Annotated in this window: 13 protein-coding genes; 11 read left to right on the forward strand and 2 right to left on the reverse strand. The window is 66.0% G+C overall.

The features are described from left to right. The first annotated feature begins 434 nt into the window (after positions 1 to 434). The 4 genes from Rhe02_RS39130 to Rhe02_RS39145 all read left to right on the forward strand — a co-directional run bounded on the left by Rhe02_RS39130 (position 435) and on the right by Rhe02_RS39145 (position 6,582). The gene (locus tag Rhe02_RS39130) at positions 435 to 3,371 is read left to right on the forward strand and encodes an AfsR/SARP family transcriptional regulator (protein ID WP_203913543.1); all 2,937 of its coding nucleotides are present in this window, start codon (positions 435 to 437) and stop codon (positions 3,369 to 3,371) included. Positions 3,372 to 3,476: 105 nt separating this feature from the next. After that, positions 3,477 to 4,451 (forward strand): GDP-mannose 4,6-dehydratase, encoded by a 975-nt coding sequence (locus Rhe02_RS39135; protein ID WP_203913544.1) that lies wholly within the window; start codon positions 3,477 to 3,479, stop codon positions 4,449 to 4,451. Between the two features lie 5 nt (positions 4,452 to 4,456). Then, the gene (locus Rhe02_RS39140) at positions 4,457 to 5,800 is read left to right on the forward strand and encodes a UDP-glucose dehydrogenase family protein (RefSeq protein WP_373320771.1); all 1,344 of its coding nucleotides are present in this window, start codon (positions 4,457 to 4,459) and stop codon (positions 5,798 to 5,800) included. A gap of 113 nt (positions 5,801 to 5,913) precedes the next feature. Beyond that, entirely contained in the window at positions 5,914 to 6,582 is a 669-nt protein-coding gene (locus Rhe02_RS39145; RefSeq protein ID WP_275412678.1) for a GntR family transcriptional regulator, read from the forward strand. Here the strand turns inward: Rhe02_RS39145 and Rhe02_RS39150 are convergent. Both Rhe02_RS39150 and Rhe02_RS39155 read right to left on the reverse strand, forming a co-directional pair. Beyond that, the gene (locus Rhe02_RS39150) at positions 6,553 to 7,542 is read right to left on the reverse strand and encodes an aldo/keto reductase (RefSeq protein ID WP_203913546.1); all 990 of its coding nucleotides are present in this window, start codon (positions 7,540 to 7,542) and stop codon (positions 6,553 to 6,555) included. The genes Rhe02_RS39145 and Rhe02_RS39150 overlap by 30 nt on opposite strands. Continuing rightward, a complete protein-coding gene (locus Rhe02_RS39155) occupies positions 7,542 to 8,246 on the reverse strand; it encodes a FadR/GntR family transcriptional regulator (protein ID WP_203913547.1) in 705 nt (234 codons plus the stop codon). Before Rhe02_RS39155 ends, Rhe02_RS39150 begins: the two co-directional genes overlap by 1 nt. Before the next feature lie 256 nt (positions 8,247 to 8,502). On the opposite strand from Rhe02_RS39155, the gene Rhe02_RS39160 reads away from it, so the two are divergent. From Rhe02_RS39160 to Rhe02_RS39190, 7 genes are all read left to right on the forward strand, one after another. Continuing rightward, entirely contained in the window at positions 8,503 to 9,789 is a 1,287-nt protein-coding gene (locus Rhe02_RS39160) for an enolase C-terminal domain-like protein (RefSeq protein WP_203913548.1), read from the forward strand. A gap of 60 nt (positions 9,790 to 9,849) precedes the next feature. Then, complete coding sequence (locus tag Rhe02_RS39165; protein WP_239124335.1) at positions 9,850 to 11,385, forward strand: sugar ABC transporter ATP-binding protein; 1,536 nt, start codon at positions 9,850 to 9,852, stop codon at positions 11,383 to 11,385. After that, the gene (locus Rhe02_RS39170) at positions 11,382 to 12,362 is read left to right on the forward strand and encodes an ABC transporter permease (RefSeq protein WP_203913549.1); all 981 of its coding nucleotides are present in this window, start codon (positions 11,382 to 11,384) and stop codon (positions 12,360 to 12,362) included. Before Rhe02_RS39165 ends, Rhe02_RS39170 begins: the two co-directional genes overlap by 4 nt. 75 nt (positions 12,363 to 12,437) lie before the next feature. Then, a complete protein-coding gene (locus tag Rhe02_RS39175; protein ID WP_203913550.1) occupies positions 12,438 to 13,409 on the forward strand; it encodes an ABC transporter substrate-binding protein in 972 nt (323 codons plus the stop codon). Positions 13,410 to 13,468: 59 nt separating this feature from the next. After that, complete coding sequence (locus Rhe02_RS39180; protein ID WP_203913551.1) at positions 13,469 to 14,779, forward strand: ABC transporter substrate-binding protein; 1,311 nt, start codon at positions 13,469 to 13,471, stop codon at positions 14,777 to 14,779. Then, a complete protein-coding gene (locus Rhe02_RS39185) occupies positions 14,779 to 15,714 on the forward strand; it encodes a carbohydrate ABC transporter permease (protein WP_203913552.1) in 936 nt (311 codons plus the stop codon). The genes Rhe02_RS39180 and Rhe02_RS39185 overlap by 1 nt, the downstream gene beginning before the upstream one ends. Positions 15,715 to 15,718: 4 nt before the next feature. Beyond that, positions 15,719 to 16,579, forward strand: coding sequence for a carbohydrate ABC transporter permease (locus Rhe02_RS39190; RefSeq protein WP_203913553.1), 861 nt, complete (start codon positions 15,719 to 15,721; stop codon positions 16,577 to 16,579). The last annotated feature ends 977 nt before the right edge of the window (positions 16,580 to 17,556 follow it).

Below are 17,556 nucleotides of genomic sequence, written 5' to 3' on the forward strand. Positions count from 1 at the left end.
GTTTTGTTTGGCGTGAGGTCAGTTCATCGATTTCCGCTGTCGGTCCACCTTTCGGCCGCAGTCGCTTTTTGTTGCTGGACCCATGGCGGTTCGATAACGGATCGACAGCGGCTGGTATCGGTAATTTCCCGAAACTGGGGTTCGTAATTGATCTCAGCGAAGATCGGCGACGGGATGCCAAAAACCGGCCAGTCTGGACAAGATGTGCCGTCACGTCGGCGGGCGTGAGCCGGTGAGTCCCGCGGAGCGAACGCAACTTTACTGCAAAAACACATTATCGTATATTGATTCTTGCACGCATTCATGGCTGGCGGACCATGAGCCACTTGGATACGATGTCGCTACGTCCGATGCGGGGCGTCGACGATCATTCTGACCAGCTGGCGATGTGCGCGGCCTGGTTCGGCGTATCGCTACGGGGAGGAAGTGTGCATGTGCATATCTTTCGCGTCCTGGGACCCCTGCATGTAGTAGATGCCCGCATTACCGCCTCCCGTCAGCAGATCGTGCTCGCGGTGCTGTTGCTGGAGGCCAACCATGTGGTTCCGGTCGGCCGGCTCGTCGACGCGGTCTGGGAGGATGCCCCGCCGGCCACGGCCAAGAGCCAGATACAGATCTGCATCTCGACCATCCGGCGTGCCCTTAGCCATGCCGGTCTGGGGGATCGGATCGACACCAGCCCGGCCGGGTACCAGATCCGCGTCGCCGATGGCGAGCTGGATCTGCGCACCTTCAACGATTTGGTCAGCGAAGGCCGCACAGCCGTTCGCGAGCACCGGCTGGAGGCGGCCGCCTCCGCGTTCCGGCGAGCCCTGGCGCTGCATCCGGGCTCGCCACTGGTCGGTTTGGACAGTCGCGTGGTGCGGGCGGCCGCGGCCCGGCTCGCCGAGCGGCGGCTGACCGCGGCCGAGGAATATCTCGAAGTGGAGCTGCGCCTGGGCCGCCATCGTGAGCTCATCGACGAGCTGATGGCGCTGGTGACCGAGCACCCGCTGCGGGAAAGGCTGTGGCACCAGCTGATGACCGCGCTCTACCGGTCCGGCCGGCAGGCCGAAGCACTGGCGGCGTACCAGTCCGCGCGGCAAGCCTCGGTCGACGATCTCGGCCTGGAGCCAAGCGAGCCGCTGCGCTCGCTGGAACGCGCGATCCTGACCGGCAACGCCGAGCCCGCGCTCATGGCGGAGCTGGAGCCGGATCCGCCGGACTCCGAGGAGAGCTTGATTCCGGTGCCGCGGATGACTCCGGCGGCGGTGCCCGACTTCACCGGCCACCGCGATCTCGTCGACGAGCTGTGCGGGTTTCTTCGTGGGCGCACCAAAAGGCCGGACAGCGACTCGGTTCCGGTCGCCGCGATCACCGGCCGGGGCGGGATAGGCAAGACAACCCTCGCGGTGCACCTGGCCCATCAGCTCGCCGTAGACTTCCCCGACGGCCAGCTCTTCGTCCACATGGGCGGACATGCCAACGGCGACAAGCTGGCCCACATTCTGGACCGCTTTCTGCGCGCGCTGGGCATCTCGGGCTCAGCGGTGCCGGACGGGCTGGAGGCGCGCGCGGCGACCTTTCGCAGCCGGGTCGCCGGTGCCCGGGTGCTTGTTGTCCTGGACGACGCAGTCGACGAGCGCGAGGTGCGCACGTTGCTGCCCGGCTCGCCGAGTTGTGGGGTGATCGTCACCAGCCGCCAGCGGCTGGCCGGTATACCCGGCTGCCGGCTGGTCGAGGTCGGCGTCCTCGATCAGCGCAATGCTGTCGAATTGCTCGCCCGGATGGTGGGCGAGGAAAGGGTCGGCACCGAGCCGTCCGAAGCGCTGCAACTGGTCCAGCTGTGTGGCCGGTTGCCGTTGGCGATGCGGATAGCGGCGGCCCGGCTGATCGCCCGTCCACATTGGAAGATCTCCCAGCTGACCAGCCGGCTGGCCGATGAGAGCCGGCGTCTCGACGAGCTGGCCCACGGCGGCCTCGATGTGCGCACCAGCATCACGTTCAGCTACGAGGCACTGGACGATGGCGCGCAGCGCCTGTTGCGCAGGCTCGGTCTGCTTGACGCCCAAGACTTCCAGAGCTGGGCCGCGGCGCCGTTGCTCGACGCGGACATGACGACCGCCACCGACACCTTGGACACTCTGGTCGACGCCCGGCTGGTCGACGTCGTCGGCGGTTCCGGCGCCGCGACCCGATATCGCCTCCATGACCTGGTTCGGGTTTATGCCCGTGAGCGGCTCAACGCCGATGAGAGCGCCGGGGAGCGGCACGGCGGGATGACCCGTTTCCTGGGGGCGTGGCTGTTCCTCATGGAGTGTGTGCATCGCACGCTCTACGGCGGCGACTACACCGTCATCCACGGCGCCGCCCCCAGATGGGAGCTTCCCGAGTACCTAGTCCAGGAGCTGCTCCAGGATCCGTTGATGTGGTTCGAGAATGAGCGCGCGGCGGCGGTCGCGGCGGTCGGCCTGGCCTCGCGCGCCGGCGTCCCCGACTACTGCTGGGACCTGGCCATCACCATGGTGGCGCTCTTCGAGAGCCGCAGCTACCTTGACGATTGGCGCAGCACCCACGAGCTCGCGCTGCTCACCGCGCAACAGGCGGGCGACAGCCGGGGCGAGGCGGTGATGCTGTATTCCCTTGGCGCGCTGAACATCGTGGAGCAGCGCTTCAGCGAAGCTTCCTCGCGCCTCATGCTGGCGCTGACCATGTTCGAGCAGATCGGTGAGCCGCTCGGGCGCTCGCTTGCCTTGCGGCACCTCGCCTTCCTCGACCGGGTCCACGGCGACCTCGACACCGCCTGGTGCCGGTACGAGGACGCGCTGTCGGTGTTGCAGCCACTCGGCGACCCGGCCGCGGAGGCCCACATTCTCACCGGAATGGCCAGCATCAAGCTGGAGCAGGGCGACCGGGACAGGGCCGCGGAAATGCTGGAACAGGCGCTGCACACGGCCACCGCCGCCAATAGCGCGCGGGTGCACGCGATGGTGCTGCACCGCCTTGGCGAGCTGCATCTGGAAGACGGCGACCTGGCACAGGCCGAAGAGGAGCTGACCAAGGCGCTCAAACTGGTGCGGGAGGGGCGCGACCGGCCCGGCGAAGCGCATGTGCTGCACGGGCTCGGCATGCTCCGGCTGCGTCAGGGCTTGCATCAGCACGCGGCCGGCACGCTCAACCACGGGTACACGGTCGCGCGCCGCAACGGCGATCGCCTGGCCACCGCCCGGTTCTGTCTCGCGCTTGCCCGGCTGCATCGGGCGCAGCGCCAGTACCCGTCGGCGATGGAATGGGCCGCGCAGGCCATCACGCTCTTCGACGAGCTTCAGGCCTCATCGGGCCGCTTGGTCGCCCATGAGCTGCTTGAGCAAATCCGCCAAGAGGCGACCTGAGCTCAGTTAGGTAGGCCGCGACGCCGGATCGAGTGGTTGCTGGCCGGGAAAACGAGTACCTCCACCAGAGTACGTTTCTGCACAGCTGGGAAACGGAGGTTCCACATGTCAACAAACAGTCGGTTCCATCGGGCCGTGGTCACCGGAGGTGGTGGCTTTCTCGGCTCCTATGTCTGCGAGCAGTTGCTGGATTCCGGCGTAGAGGTCGTCTGTGTCGACAACTTCTCAACCGGGCACCGCAGCTACATCTCCCATCTCGTGGGCGATTCCCGCTTCTCGTTGCTGGAAGCGGATGTCAGCCAAGGGTTCGAGGTAACCGGGTCGGTCGACTTGGTGCTCCACATGGCTTCGCCCGCTTCGATTCCCGAGTTCTACCGGCTGCCGATCGAGACGATGCTCGTCGGCGGCCCCGGAACGTACCACTGTCTGCAGCTGGCTCATCGCCAAGGCGCCCGCTTCGTGCTCGCGTCCACATCGGAGGTTTACGGCGATCCGCTCAAACACCCACAGGACGAGGAGTACTGGGGCAACGTCAACCCGATCGGCCCGCGATCGGTCTACGACGAGGCGAAGCGTTACGCGGAGGCGCTGACCATCGCCTACGGCAAGCAGCACGGGGTGAGCGTGGGCATCGCCCGCATCTTCAACAGCTACGGCCCGCGGATGCGCCCGGACGGCCGGGTCATCTCGGGATTCATCGCGCAGGCGCTCGACGGGCTGCCCCTGGAGATCCACGGCGATGGTGAGCAGACCCGGTCGCCCTGCTACGGCGAGGACACCGCGCGCGGCATCCTCGCGATCGCGCACAGCGACTACGGGTTGCCGGTCAACATCGGCAACACCCAGGAGGTCAGCATCAAGGACCTCGCGCTGATGGTGTGCGAGGTGGCCGGCGTCGACGCGGAACTGAAGTACATCGAGGCGGACGCGGACGATCCTCGCCAGCGCCGCCCCGACATCACCCGGGCTAAGCGGGAATTGGGCTGGGCGCCCCGGATCTCGCTGCGGGAAGGGCTGCGCCGCACGGTGGAATCCGCCAGGCGGGAACGACAGGCGAGCGATCGCGAGGAGGAGCAATGAGCACGATCTCGGTACTGGGCTGCGGATACCTGGGTGTCACCCACGCGGCGGGCATGGCGGAGCTGGGTCACCAGGTCATCGGCGTCGATGTCGACATCGCGAAGATCGCCGCTCTGGCCGGTGGCCGGTCGCCGTTCTTCGAGCCCGGCCTCGACGAGCTGATCAGCCGGAACATCGCCGCCGGCAGGCTGAGCTTCACCACGTCCTACGAGGAGGCGGCTGCGGCAGACGTGCATTTCCTCTGCGTCGGCACCCCGCAGCGCGACGGCGGCGCGGCCGACATGAGTTACCTGGACGCCGTCGTGGAGACGCTGGCGCCTTTCCTGGTGAAGGAATGTCTCATCGTCGGCAAGTCAACGGTTCCGGTGGGCACAGCGGCGCGGATAACCTCGATGCTGCGCGTCCTGGCCCCGGCCGGCGAGGCCGTGTCGGTGGCATGGAACCCGGAGTTCCTGTGCGAGGGCAAGGCGGTGTCCGACACGCTGCACCCGGACCGGCTCGTGCTCGGAGTTCCGGACGAGCGGGCGGAGAAGGTGCTGCGGGAGGTCTATGCCCCGATCATCGATGCCGGGGTGCCGGTGGTGGTGGCCGACCTGCCCACCGCCGAGGTCATCAAGACCGCGGCCAACTCCTTCACCGCCACCAAGATTTCCTTCATCAACGCGATCGCCGAGTTCTGCGAAGCGAGCGGTGCCGACGTCACCGTCGTCTCCGAAGCCCTCGGCTACGACGCCCGGATCGGCCGGCAGTTCCTCAATTCGGGGCTCGGCTTCGGTGGCGGCTGCCTGCCCAAGGACATCCGCGCGTTCCAGGCTCGCGCCTATGAGCTGGGTGTCGGTCAGGCGCTTGCCTTCCTGGCCGAGGTCGACGCGGTGAACCTGCGCTGCCGTGAGCGGGTGGTCGAGTATCTGCGCAAGCAATGCGGCGGAGCATTCACCGGCCGCCGCATCGCCGTGCTCGGCGCCGCGTTCAAAGGTGGCACAGACGACATCCGGGACTCGCCGGCGTTGCACGTCGCGAACATCGTCAGCGCGCAGGAGGGCGAGGTCGCGGTCTACGATCCCCAGGCGATGAGCAACGCCCGTCGGGCATTTCCCCATCTGGTGTACGAAAACAGTGTGCTGGAAGCGGTGCGCGGCGCCGACGCGGTCGCGGTGCTCACCGACTGGCCGGAGTTCGTCACCCTCAACCCCTACACGCTGGGCGACGAGGCCCGCAGCCGCAACATCGTGGACGCGCGCCACGCGCTCGACCCGACGCAGTGGCTGCGCGCGGGATGGAACTACATCGCGCCCGGCCGCCCCGCGCTTCAGGCATCGCTCAATGAGCCCGTGGACAGTCTCGTGTAGGAACGGTTCGGCCCCTCCTCGTTGCCAGGTGCGGCAGCGAGGAGGCGGCAACCAAGAGTTGACCATATAAGATGTTCGGCACGGACAAAACCGCAAGTCGGAAGGTTCTCGGCGTGGACGTTCCGCGGTCGCGTCGCTCGATGCTGAGCGAGGACGTTTATGGGGCTCTCATTGCCTTGATCATGGATCATGCCCTGGAACCCGGTGCGCGCCTCAATATCGACGCGCTCGCCCGAGATCTTGACGTGTCACCGACGCCGTTGCGGGAGGCCCTGGCCCGGCTGGAATCGGAGGGTCTGGTGCGCCGGCGGCCTCTCCTCGGGTACACCGTCGGCCCGTTGCTGAGCAGACAAGAGTTCATGAACATGTTCGAAATGCGGCTGGTTCTCGAGTGCGCCGCGGCGCGCTGGGCGGCGCAGCGGGCCACCGCCGACGACCGCCAAGCGTTGCTGGAGGCGGCAAAGGCGGCTCCAGCGGTGACCGATGCGTCGTGGCGGTCGCACGCGGAATTCGCCAGCAGCGACGCCCGATATCACGATCGGATAGCGGAGACGGCGGGCAACTCGCTGCTGCGTGAGGCGATTACGCGTTTGCACGCCCACCTGCACATCCACCGGCTGTTCTTCCCTTACGGCGTAGCCAACTCCGCCATGGAGGAACATCTGCGGATAGCCCAGGCGATTGACGCGGGCCAGCCCGATCTCGCCGAGTCGGCCATGCGCGAGCATCTGATCCAGGCCCGGGATAGGCATCTAGCTGTGCCCCGGGACGGCGACGTCTAACGGCAGCAGGCCTTCGGCGCGCAGGTCCTGCCACAGCTGCGGTGGAATGTCCACGGCACACATGGCGACGGCGTCTTCGACTTCGGCCGGGGTGCGGGCTCCAATCACGACGCTGGTGACCGCGCGGTGCCCGAACGGGAATTGGATGGCGGCCGCGCGCAGCGGTATCTCGTACCTGTCGCAAATGTCTTTAATGGCAAGTGCTTTGGCTAAAAGCGCGGCAGATGCCGGACCGTAGTTGTAGCGTGCGCCGGGTTGCGGATCGGCGAGCAGCCCGGAGTTGTAGACCCCCGCGGCCAAGACGCCGATGCCGCGTTGCGCGCAGACCGGCAGCAGCTCGTCGAGGCCGCTGTGGTCGAGCAGGGTGTAGCGCCCGGCCAGCATGACACAGTCCAGCGGCAGCTCGCGGGCGAAGCGGGCGAGCATGGCGCCCTGGTTCATGCCGACCGAGATGGCGCCGATGGTTCCGGCGGCCCGCAGCTGAGCCAGGACGTCGAAGGCGCCGCCGGCGGCTTCCTCGTAGTGATCGTCGGGGTCGTGCAGGTGCACAATGTCGATGCGTTCCAAGCCCAGCCGGTCGAGACTGTCCTGAAAGGACTGCCGGATCGCGGCGGGGGAGAAGTCCAGACGGGGGGCGACGCCCGGTGGCGGGTCGGCCCAGATGTCCTGGGTGTTGTCGCCGCCGGGCTCCAAAACCCGGCCCACTTTGGTCGACAGGGTGTACCAGTCCCGCGGATGCGGTGCGAGTGCTTTCCCGGCAAGGGTTTCCGACCGGCCGTAGCCGTAAAGCGGTGCCGTGTCGAAAAGGCGGATGCCCTTCTGGAAGGCCATGTCGATGGTGGCGATCGCCTGCTGCGGTGGCACCGCCGTGTAAAGGCCCCCGATCGGGGCCAGGCCGAGGCCGAGTCTGGTGACGGGAAGGTCGCTGCGGCCCAAACGCACGCGTTCGGCTGGGTGCATCAGTGTTTCTCCTCGCGGCGGATCCATTGCTCCACCGACGCGATGTGCACGGCGGCGGCAATGCGGGCGTCTTCTGGCTCGCGGGCGGCGAGCGCCTGGTAGATCTGGTCGTGTTCGGCGAGGGTCCGTGAGATCGCCCCGTCCTGATGCCTTCCGCGCCATATCCGCATGCGAAGGGTGCGGCTGCTGAGCCCGCCGAGGATGGCGGTGAGGACGGGGTTGCCGGCGGCCTCGTTGATGATGCGGTGGAACTCCTGGTCGTGTCCGACGAATTCCTCGGCGCTGCTGGCTTGCGCCATGGCGTTCATCAGCTCGCGCAGCCGAGCCAGGTCGACCTCGCCGAGGCGGGCGGCGGCGGTGGCGGTGGCGGCCGGTTCGAGGATCTTTCGCACCCGCACCAGGTCGATGACGGTGACGCCCTGCGACACCTCGGCGAAAACGCCGAAGGATTCGAGCAGGTCCTTCGGCCCGAGCTGGGTGACGTAGACACCGGCGCCGTGACGCGCTTCGAGCACGCCGAGCACGGTCAGCGCGCGGATCGCCTCCCGCAGCGAGTTACGGGAGATGCCTATCGCGCTGGCGAGATCCTTCTCCACGGGCAGTCGCTGCCCGGGCTCCAGCTCGCCGGTGGCGATCATCTCCTTGATCCGCGCGAGGGCGCGATCCGTAACGGTGGTGCGCGCAGCCGTGGCGCCTTCGGTCATGGAAACGATTCTGACCTAAGCCAATTGATCGGACCAGTTTCTGGTTCATAACGAAATGGCAACAGGGTATTGCGCCAAGATTGCAGGTGAATACATTTGTGTGACGGTCAGGTCATCGGATGACCTGATAATTGATCGGAACACTCGCCCAGATTGAGGCTGCGCTCGTGAAGCTGCTCCACGTGGGACCCGAAGGCGCCGAAAGATCGGCGCTGGACGATGGCGGCCGGCAACGGCGAAGCGTCAGGCAGGCCCGATGAAACTAACGATCACCGAGCTGCGAGTCCACGACATCCGGTTCCCGACCTCGCGGGAGCTGCACGGTTCGGACGCGATGAACCTCGACCCGGACTACTCGGCCGCCTACGTGGTGCTGTCGTCCGATGTGGGGGTTGACGGGCACGGCTTCACCTTCACCATCGGGCGCGGCAACGAGGTCTGCGCGGCGGCGATCAGCGCCTACGTGCCGCTCGTCGTGGGCCGCACTCTCGACCTCGACGATCTGGGGGAGTTCTCCCGGCGTCTGGTCAACGACTCCCAGCTGCGCTGGCTCGGCCCGGAAAAAGGCGTGGCACACATGGCGTTGGCCGCCCTCGTCAACGCGGCGTTCGACCTCGCCGGGCGGGTCGCCGGCAAACCGGTCTGGAAGCTGCTCTCCGATTACACCCCCGAGCAGATCGTCGATCTGGTCGACTGGCGCTACCTCACCGACGCGCTGACCCCCTCCGCGGCGCTGGACCTGCTCAAGGATCGGGTGAGCGGCAAGCCAGGCCGCGAGCTGCAGTTGCAACGGGAGGGCTATCCCGCTTATACGACAACGCCGGGCTGGCTGGGATACAGCGACGACCTGCTGGTCCAGCTGGCCCGCGAAGCGGTCGCCGACGGCTTCGGGCAGATCAAGCTCAAGGTCGGGTCCGATCTGGCCGCCGACATCCGCCGCATGCGGCTGGCCCGGGAAGCCGTAGGGCCCCAGGTGCGGATAGCGGTGGACGCCAACCAGAGGTGGGACGTGGAGCAGGCCATCGACTGGATGGGCCACCTGACCGCTTACGACCCATGGTGGATCGAGGAGCCGACCTCACCGGACGACATCCTTGGACATGCCGCGATCCGGCGGGCCGTGGCGCCGGTGAAGGTCGCCACCGGCGAGCACACCCACAACCGGGTCATGTTCAAGCAACTGCTTGCGGCGCAAGCGATTGATGTGCTGCAGCTGGACGCGTGCCGGGTCGGCGGGGTCACCGAGAACGTGGCGATTCTGTTGCTGGCGGCCGCTTTCGAGGTACCGGTCTGCCCCCACGCCGGCGGCGTCGGCCTGTGTGAGCTGGTGCAGCACCTGGCAATGTTCGACTTTGTGGCCGTGTCCGGCAGCACCGAAGGCCGGGTCATCGAATACGTCGACCACCTGCACGAGCATTTCACCGATCCGGTACGGATCGAGCGCGGGCACTACCTGGCGCCGACCGCGCCCGGGATGTCGGCTCGCATGCAGGAACAGACGCTCGCCGACTACGCGTATCCGGCCGGAAGGATCTGGCGATGAGCGACTTCACCGCATCGGCCGGCCGCGGCACAACGAAGCCCTGAGACAAAGGAGTCTGATGTGGTCAGCGACAGCTTGATCGGCGCTGCGCTCCTGGAGGTCCGCGGTGCCAGCAAGAGTTACCCGGGCGTGCAGGCGCTCGACGCGATGCACCTGGACCTGCGCCACGGCGAGGTGCATGCCGTGGTGGGGGAGAACGGCGCGGGCAAGTCCACCCTGATGAAACTGCTGTCGGGCATCGACCGGCCGGACTCGGGCGAATTCTTCCTCGACGGACAGCCTTATACCCCAACGAATCCCCGGCACGCCCTGGAACTTGGCATCTCCATCATCCACCAAGAGCTCAACCTGATGCCCGACCTCACCGTGGCGCAGAACATCTTCATCGGACGCGAGCCCAGGGCCGCCGGGATCTTCCTTTCCGATCGCGAGCTCAACCGGCGCACCCGCGAGCTGCTGGAGCGCCTCGGGCTGCCCCTGAAGCCAGACGACCTGGTCGGTGACCTCACCGTCGCCCGCCAGCAGATGGTGGAGATCGCGAAGGCGCTCAGCTACAACGCCCGGGTGCTCATCATGGACGAGCCGACCGCCGCCTTGAACGAAACCGAAGTCCAGACCCTGTTCGGGCTGATCCGCCGGTTCGTCACGCCGGACACCGGGGTCATCTACATTTCCCATCGCATGCACGAACTGTCGCAGATCAGCGACCGGGTCACCATCCTGCGCGACGGGCGTTACATCGACACCCTGGACACCGCGTCGAGCACCATCGCACAGGTGATCTCGCTGATGGTCGGCCGCGCCATCAACGCCGACCAGCGGCCACGCGCGGCCACCGGATCCGGCGATCCCGTCCTGTCGGTGAAGGGCTTGAACACCAAGGCCCTCGTGCGTGAGGTCAGTTTCGAGGTACGCAAAGGCGAGATCCTCGGATTCGCCGGCCTCATGGGCGCCGGGCGGACGGAGGTGGCGCGGGCGCTGGTCGGCGCCGATCGCAAGAACGGCGGCACGGTTGCCGTACACGGCCGTGAGGTGTCCATCTCGAATCCGGCCGACGCCGCCAAGGCCGGCATCGGCTACCTGTCGGAGGACCGCAAGAGATACGGGATCCTGTTGGGGCGCAGCGTCCGCGACAACGTCGTGCTGGCCTCCCTGCCGAAGTTCGCCAACAGCTTGGGCTTCATGCAGGACAACAACGTCGGCCGGGCGGCCCGTGACTTCGTGTCCAAGCTTCGGATCCGCACCCCCTCGGCCGGCCAGCTGGTGCAGAACCTGTCCGGCGGAAATCAGCAAAAGACGGTGGTAGCCAAATGGCTCATCCGTGACTGCGACATCCTCATCTTCGACGAACCGACCCGGGGCATCGATGTCGGTGCCAAGGATGAGATTTACGCGTTGCTCGACGAGCTGGCCGCCGAGGGCAAGGCGATCATCATGATCTCCTCCGACCTGCCCGAGATTTTGCGGATGTCGCACCGGATCGCCGTGATGTGCCAGGGCCGGCTCACCGCGATCCTCGATAACGCCGACGCCACACAGGAAAACATCATGCATCACGCCACGCGCTTTAGCGCCGAAGGAACGGTGACCACGTGACTACGATTTCGCTGAAGAACCGGATCCCCGCGAAGATCAGCGGATCGCTCCAGCAGCTGTTTGCCTTCGGCAGCCTGATCGTGATCCTGGTGTTCTTCTCGTTCGCCAGCCCCTATTTCTTCACCACCAGCAACCTCGTCGGCATCCTGATGGCCGCCACGGTGACCGGCATCCTCGCCCTGGGCACAACTTTCGTCATCATCGCCGGCGGGATAGACCTGTCCATCGGCACCGGCATGATTCTGTGCGGGGTGATGACCGGGGTGTTCCAAACCTATTGGGGCTGGCCGGTGTGGGCCGGGGTGCTGGGCGCGGTGTTGTTCGGCGGCCTGATCGGATTCGTCAACGGGTTCAACATTTCCGTGCTGGGCATTCCACCCTTCATCGCGACTTTGGGCATGATGCTCGTCGCCTCCGGGCTGTCGCTGGTGATCTCCGGAACGAAACCGATTTACTTCAAGGAACATCCGGAATTCCAGCTGCTGATGAACTACTCGGTGATCCCGGGCATGCGATTCCCGCTCGGGGTCCTGATCTTCCTGATCCTCATCGTCGTTGCCGCCGTGATTCTCGCCAAGACCATCCTCGGCCGGTACGCGTATTCGATCGGCAGCAACGAAGCGGCGACCGAGCTGTCCGGAGTCAACGTCGCCAAATGGAAGATCATAATTTATTCGATGGCGGGGCTGTTCGTCGGCATCGCTGGCGTGCTCGCCGCCTCACGGCTCAGTTCCGCTCAGCCCGTCGGGGGAATGGGACTGGAACTCGAGGCCATCGCCGCAGTGGTGATCGGCGGTACCTCGTTGCAAGGCGGCAAAGGCTCGATCGTCGGCACGATGATCGGGGCGCTCATCGTCGCCGTTCTCACCAATGGCCTGCGGGTAACCGCAGTACCCCAGGAATGGCAGTCCGTCGTGGTCGGTTGCGTCATCCTCGTCGCCGTCTACATGGACATCCTGCGCAGAAAACGCGCATAGCAATCGCAACTCCAACACCGCATACGCCGACACGCAGGTCGGCATCTCTCCCCCCGAGAAATAGGAGTTGGCAACATGAACAAGCACATAGTCAGAGCCGTCAGCGCGGTGGCCATCGCAGCCACCGTCGCGGCCGGCAGCGTGGGCTGCTCGTCGAAGGACGAGACCCCGGGCAACACCAAGCCGTACATCGCACTGATCTCGAAGGGTTTCAAGCACCAGTTCTGGCAGTCGGTGAAGGCCGGCGCGGAGCAGGCCGCCAAGGACTTCGACGTGACCGTCACCTTCGAGGGCGCGCAGGAGGAAGGCAACGTCGAGCAGCAGATTCAGTTGCTGCAGACCGTTCTGGACAAGAAGCCGAGCGCTGTGGGCTTCGCCGCGATCGACAGCCAGGCCGCGGGACCGCTCATGCAGCAGGCGAAGAACGACAAGATCCCCGTGATCGCCTTCGACTCCGGTGTCGACAGCGACGTGCCGGTGTGCACGGCGTCGACCGACAACCTCGCCGCCGCCGCGGAAGCCGCCAAGCACATGGCCGAACTCATCGGCCATGAAGGCAAGATCGCCATGATCGTGCACGACCAGACCAGCGTGACCGGTGTGCAGCGCCGTGATGGCTTCAAGGCCTACATGGAGAAGAACGAGCCGAAGATCAAGATCGTCGACATCCAGTACCAGGGTGACCCGCTGAAGGCCACCGACGTGGCCAAGGCGATCATCGCGGCCAACCCCGACCTGAAGGGCCTCTACGGCTCCAACGAGGGCGCGGCAATCGGCGTCGTTCACGCCGTCCAGGAACTCGGCATCACCGGCAAACTCAAGATCGTCGGCTTTGACTCCGGCAAGGACCAGATCGACGCGATCAAGAGTGGCCTCATGTCCGGCGCCATCACCCAGAACCCTTACGGCATCGGCTACGAGACGGTGAAGGCCGCTGTGGCCATCACCAAGGGCCAGAGTGTCGCGAAGAACATCGACACCGGATTCTTCTGGTACGACAAGACAAACATCGACGACCCGAAGATCTCCAAGTTGCTTTACCAGTAAGAAACGTGGATGCACGGCACGGGCCGCACCGTGCCGTGCATCCCGCCTGAGGAGGGCGCATGAGCCGGTTCAGGGTCGCCTTCGCCGTCGTGACCATCTGCTTGCTCGCAAGCGGATGCAATTCGGTCGAGGGAGCGGGTACAGCACAGGACGCCACCGATTCCGGCGGGCGCATCACGGTGTGGGTCGATCCGCCCCGGGTGCCCGCGGTCAACGCCTTCCAGAAGGCCTTCCCGCACATCCCGGTCGAGGTGACCACCATCAATGGCAACGTCGGCAGCACCGAGTTGCAGCAGAAGTTCGTTCTGTTCAACCAGGCCGACAAGGGCTGGCCCGATGCTATCTTCTTTCCGTCCAATGACGACATCGCCTGGGCCACCAGCTCGAAAATCAACTACGCCCGCGACCTCAGCGTCGACCTGGCCGACATCATCTCCGGTTATCCGGGTGGCGTCATCGAACAGTGCAAGATAGGCGGGCAGTATCGCTGTCTGCGCAACGACGCCGCGCCCGACGTGTTCTGGTACGACAAGGTGTTGCTCGCCCAGTGGGGATATGAACCACCGGCCACCTGGGAGCAGTACGAGAGCCTCAGTCTTCGCATCGCCGCCGAACATCCCGGCTACCTCACCGGCTTCCTCGGTGACGCCTACGCACCGGACCGATACCTTTGGGCCTCGGGATGTCCCACCAACGACACCTCGAGCGAAAAGCACGTGCGCATCAATCTCGCCGACCGCCAATGCGCACGGGTGCGGGACCTGCTCGCCCGGCTGCTGTCGGCCGGCGCCCTGTCCTCGACCGGCATCTTCTCGCCGGACGCGGCCGCGCTCGGCCGGCGTCTCGTGATGAGCCCGGGCGCGGTGTGGTGGGGCAACTTCCTTTTCCGCGACACGTGGAAGGTACCGGCGGGACGCATCACCGCGGCCAAACCGCTGCGCTGGTCCTCCGACGGCGAGCCCTCGACAAGCTCCGAGGGCGGGGGTCTGTGGGGATTCTCCCGGCACATCAAGGGAACCCAGCTGGCGAACATCTACACCTTCGCACGCTTCGTCGCCTCCGACCCGCGCTGGCAGGTCGAGCTTTCCGTCGGGCTGCCGGCCTTCAAACCGTTGCAGCAGCCGTGGCTGGACAAGCAACGCCAGGAGCGATACCTGGCCGACTTCGACCATGCGGCGGCGGCTTTCGTCTACGCCACCACCATCGTGCGGCCCGGCCGCGACTACACCCGATACAACACCGGCACGGTCTGGACCTACACCGTCACCCCGGCGCTGACTTCGGGCAAGCCCTTCGCCACCGCCTGGCGGGCCTTCAGCGATCGGCTGAGCCGTGAGGCACGTTCCTTCGGCTACACCGTGGAGCCGTGATGACACAGCTGCGCATTCCCGTCCAGCACCGGGTTCGGCCGCGTCTCGTGGTGGCGCAAGCAGCGCCGCGCAGGCGGCCGCGTCCGGCCGCCGCAGTCCTCGTCGCGCCCTACGTGTTGCTCCTGCTCGTGGGCGGGATCATCCCCACCGGGTACGCAGTGGTGAAAAGCCTTCAGAACGAATCGGAGACGGGCTTCGGCGGGCTGAGCAGCTTCATCCGCGTCGCCGGCGATTTTCGGTTCCTCGAAACCTTCGCCAACGTCGCGCTGGTGCTGTGTATCTGGCTGCCCATCATGCTCACCATCGTCGTCGTGCTGGCACTGTTGATCGACGCGAGCCCCAAGAGGTTCGGCGCCTCAATGCGTTTCGTCTACTACCTTCCGGGCGCTCTGGCCGGAATAGCAAACTTCATGCTGTGGCTGTTCCTGCTCAACCCGGGCCAGAGCCCGGTGGACTTTCTCTGGCGCGGCTTCGGCTACACCAGTCTCAGCGAGGTGGCACAGCCGGCGAACCTGCCCTTCATCCTCGCCGCGATGCTGATGTTTCAGGGCACCGGAACCTGGGTCGTCGTGCTGTGCGGCGGCCTCAACGGCATACCTGACGCTCTGCTCGAAGCCGCAAGAATGGACGGTGCCACCGCCTGGGCCATCGTCTGGAACGTGAAGCTGCCCATGCTGCGGCCGTGGCTCGGCTACATGGCCCTGCTCAACCTCGCCTACGGCTTCCAAATGTTCCTCGAACCGCAGGTGCTCAGCCAGGTCACGCACGGCCTCATCTCTCCACAATGGACACCCAACCAGCTGAGCTTCACGTATGCCTACCAGATCCTCGATACCCCGGCCGCCGCGGCGATGTCGGTGATCCTGCTCCTGGTCACCCTTGGCCTCGGCCTGCTGGTCGTCCAGCGCAGCCGCCTCTTCCAGGACGAGCGTTGATGCCATGTCTAGTTCCGTTGGCCGCATCGGCCGGATCGCCACTCTCCTTCTTTTCGCAGTCGTTTTCGGGTACCCACTGCTGGCATTTTTGTCTGTTGCCTTCTACCGAGACACAGGCAGCGGCTCAACCGGCCCGGCGCTCGGCAACGCCACGGCCAACTGGAAAGCTGTCCTCGCCTTCAACGACGGCGCCTTCCTCGGCTGGCTCACCAATTCGGTAATCGTCGCCTCAGTCGGCTCCCTCATCGCCGTCATCGCCGCCCTGCCCGCCGGCTATGCCATCGCCAGGCTGCGCTTCCGTGGACGGCGTCTGCTGCGCTTCCTGACCCTGCTCACGATGGTCATCCCCAACACCGTGCTGGTGATCCCGATCTACCTCGAGGTGAGCGCCGTCGGCGCCGTCAACAACCTGTGGGTCGTCGGGCTGCTCATGGGCTTCTTCCCGTTCGGCGTCTACCTTGCCTACATCCACTTCAAAACGACGCTGCCCTCCCAAATCCTGGAGTCCGCCCGCCTCGACGGCCTAACCGACATCCAGACCTTCTTCAAGATCGCGCTGCCGATCTCCAAACAGGCGGTGGCCCTGGTTGCCTTCTTCAGCTTCGTGGCAAACTGGACCAACTTCTTCCTCCCCCTGGTACTGCTTCCACTGTCGACGAGCACGACCGTTTCGGTTGGACTACAACAGCTTGTGTCATCCAGCCCCCTCTTCGACCCCACCACCGCCGCCGGCCTCGACGTCCGCCTCTACGCGCCGCACCTGGCACTAGCCACCCTAGTGACCACTCTGCCCGTCCTCATCGTGTTCGTTCTCGCGCAGCGTTACCTGGTCCGCGGCCAGACCCTCGGCGCCGTAAAGGGCTAGCTCCCGCTCTCGCTCTCGCCAGAGGCGTCGTCTCTCGACGACGCGGGTTCGGCGGGCCAACGTCGTCGGTGCTGCCACCCGCCGTTCCGGCCGCGCCTCACCCCGCGACGGCTCGGCCGACTGCTTCCCCGCAGCCATTCAATCCGCTGCATCGGCGCACGCGCCAGCAGCAATGCCGTTGCTACGCCGAGACTCCGGGCAGCAGCGACACCAGGCCGCTGCCCGAGCCCGCACGCGGTAGCGGCAAAGCTGGTGCCGCACCCAAACTTCGGCCGAGGGCGCCATGATGCTGGATCACGGATGCTTCAGCGCCTGCTCGAGGTCGCCAGCCGGGCGCTGCTTTCGCCGTTCCTACATCTCTGCGTTAGGGGAGTGAGGCAGAGATGTAGAGCGGCCCCGAGGCCCAGAAGCCCCACAGCACCACGAGCGGCAGAAGGGCCACGGCACCTACATCTCTGCCTCACCCCCGTAACGCAGAGATGCAGGTGCCACGAGAGCAGAAGACCGAGGGGAGGGGGCAAAGCAGCGCTGCGGGTGCGAGCGTCGGCGGCGGCCAGGACATCTCGCGGCACCTACATCCCTGCCTCACCCCCGTAACGCAGAGATGCAGGTGCCACGAGAGCAGAAGACCGTGGGGAGGGGGCAAAGCAGCGCTGCGGGTGCGAGCGTCGGCGGCGGCCAGGACATCTCGCGGCACCTACATCTCTGCCTCACCTCCCTAACGCAGAGATGTAGGTGCCGTGGACGTAGTAGGCAGGGGCGGTAGGAGCAGCGGCGGGCGGTGAGCGTCGGCGGCGACAGGGAGATCTCACGGCACCTGTGGGCTGAAGCGCTGTCGGTGGTTCTTGCCGCCGAGGGGTTGGCGTTGGCGTGCCAGGGGTGGACATGGCGAAGCGCCGTCGGGGTAAGGGTTCTCGACGGCGTGGCTGATCGCGATCGGGGGTGGGCCTTCCGCACCCGGGCGGCCTTGGCTTAGT

It is taken from the genome of Rhizocola hellebori (assembly GCF_016862955.1).
GTDB classification, from domain to species: Bacteria; Actinomycetota; Actinomycetes; order Mycobacteriales; family Micromonosporaceae; genus Rhizocola; species Rhizocola hellebori.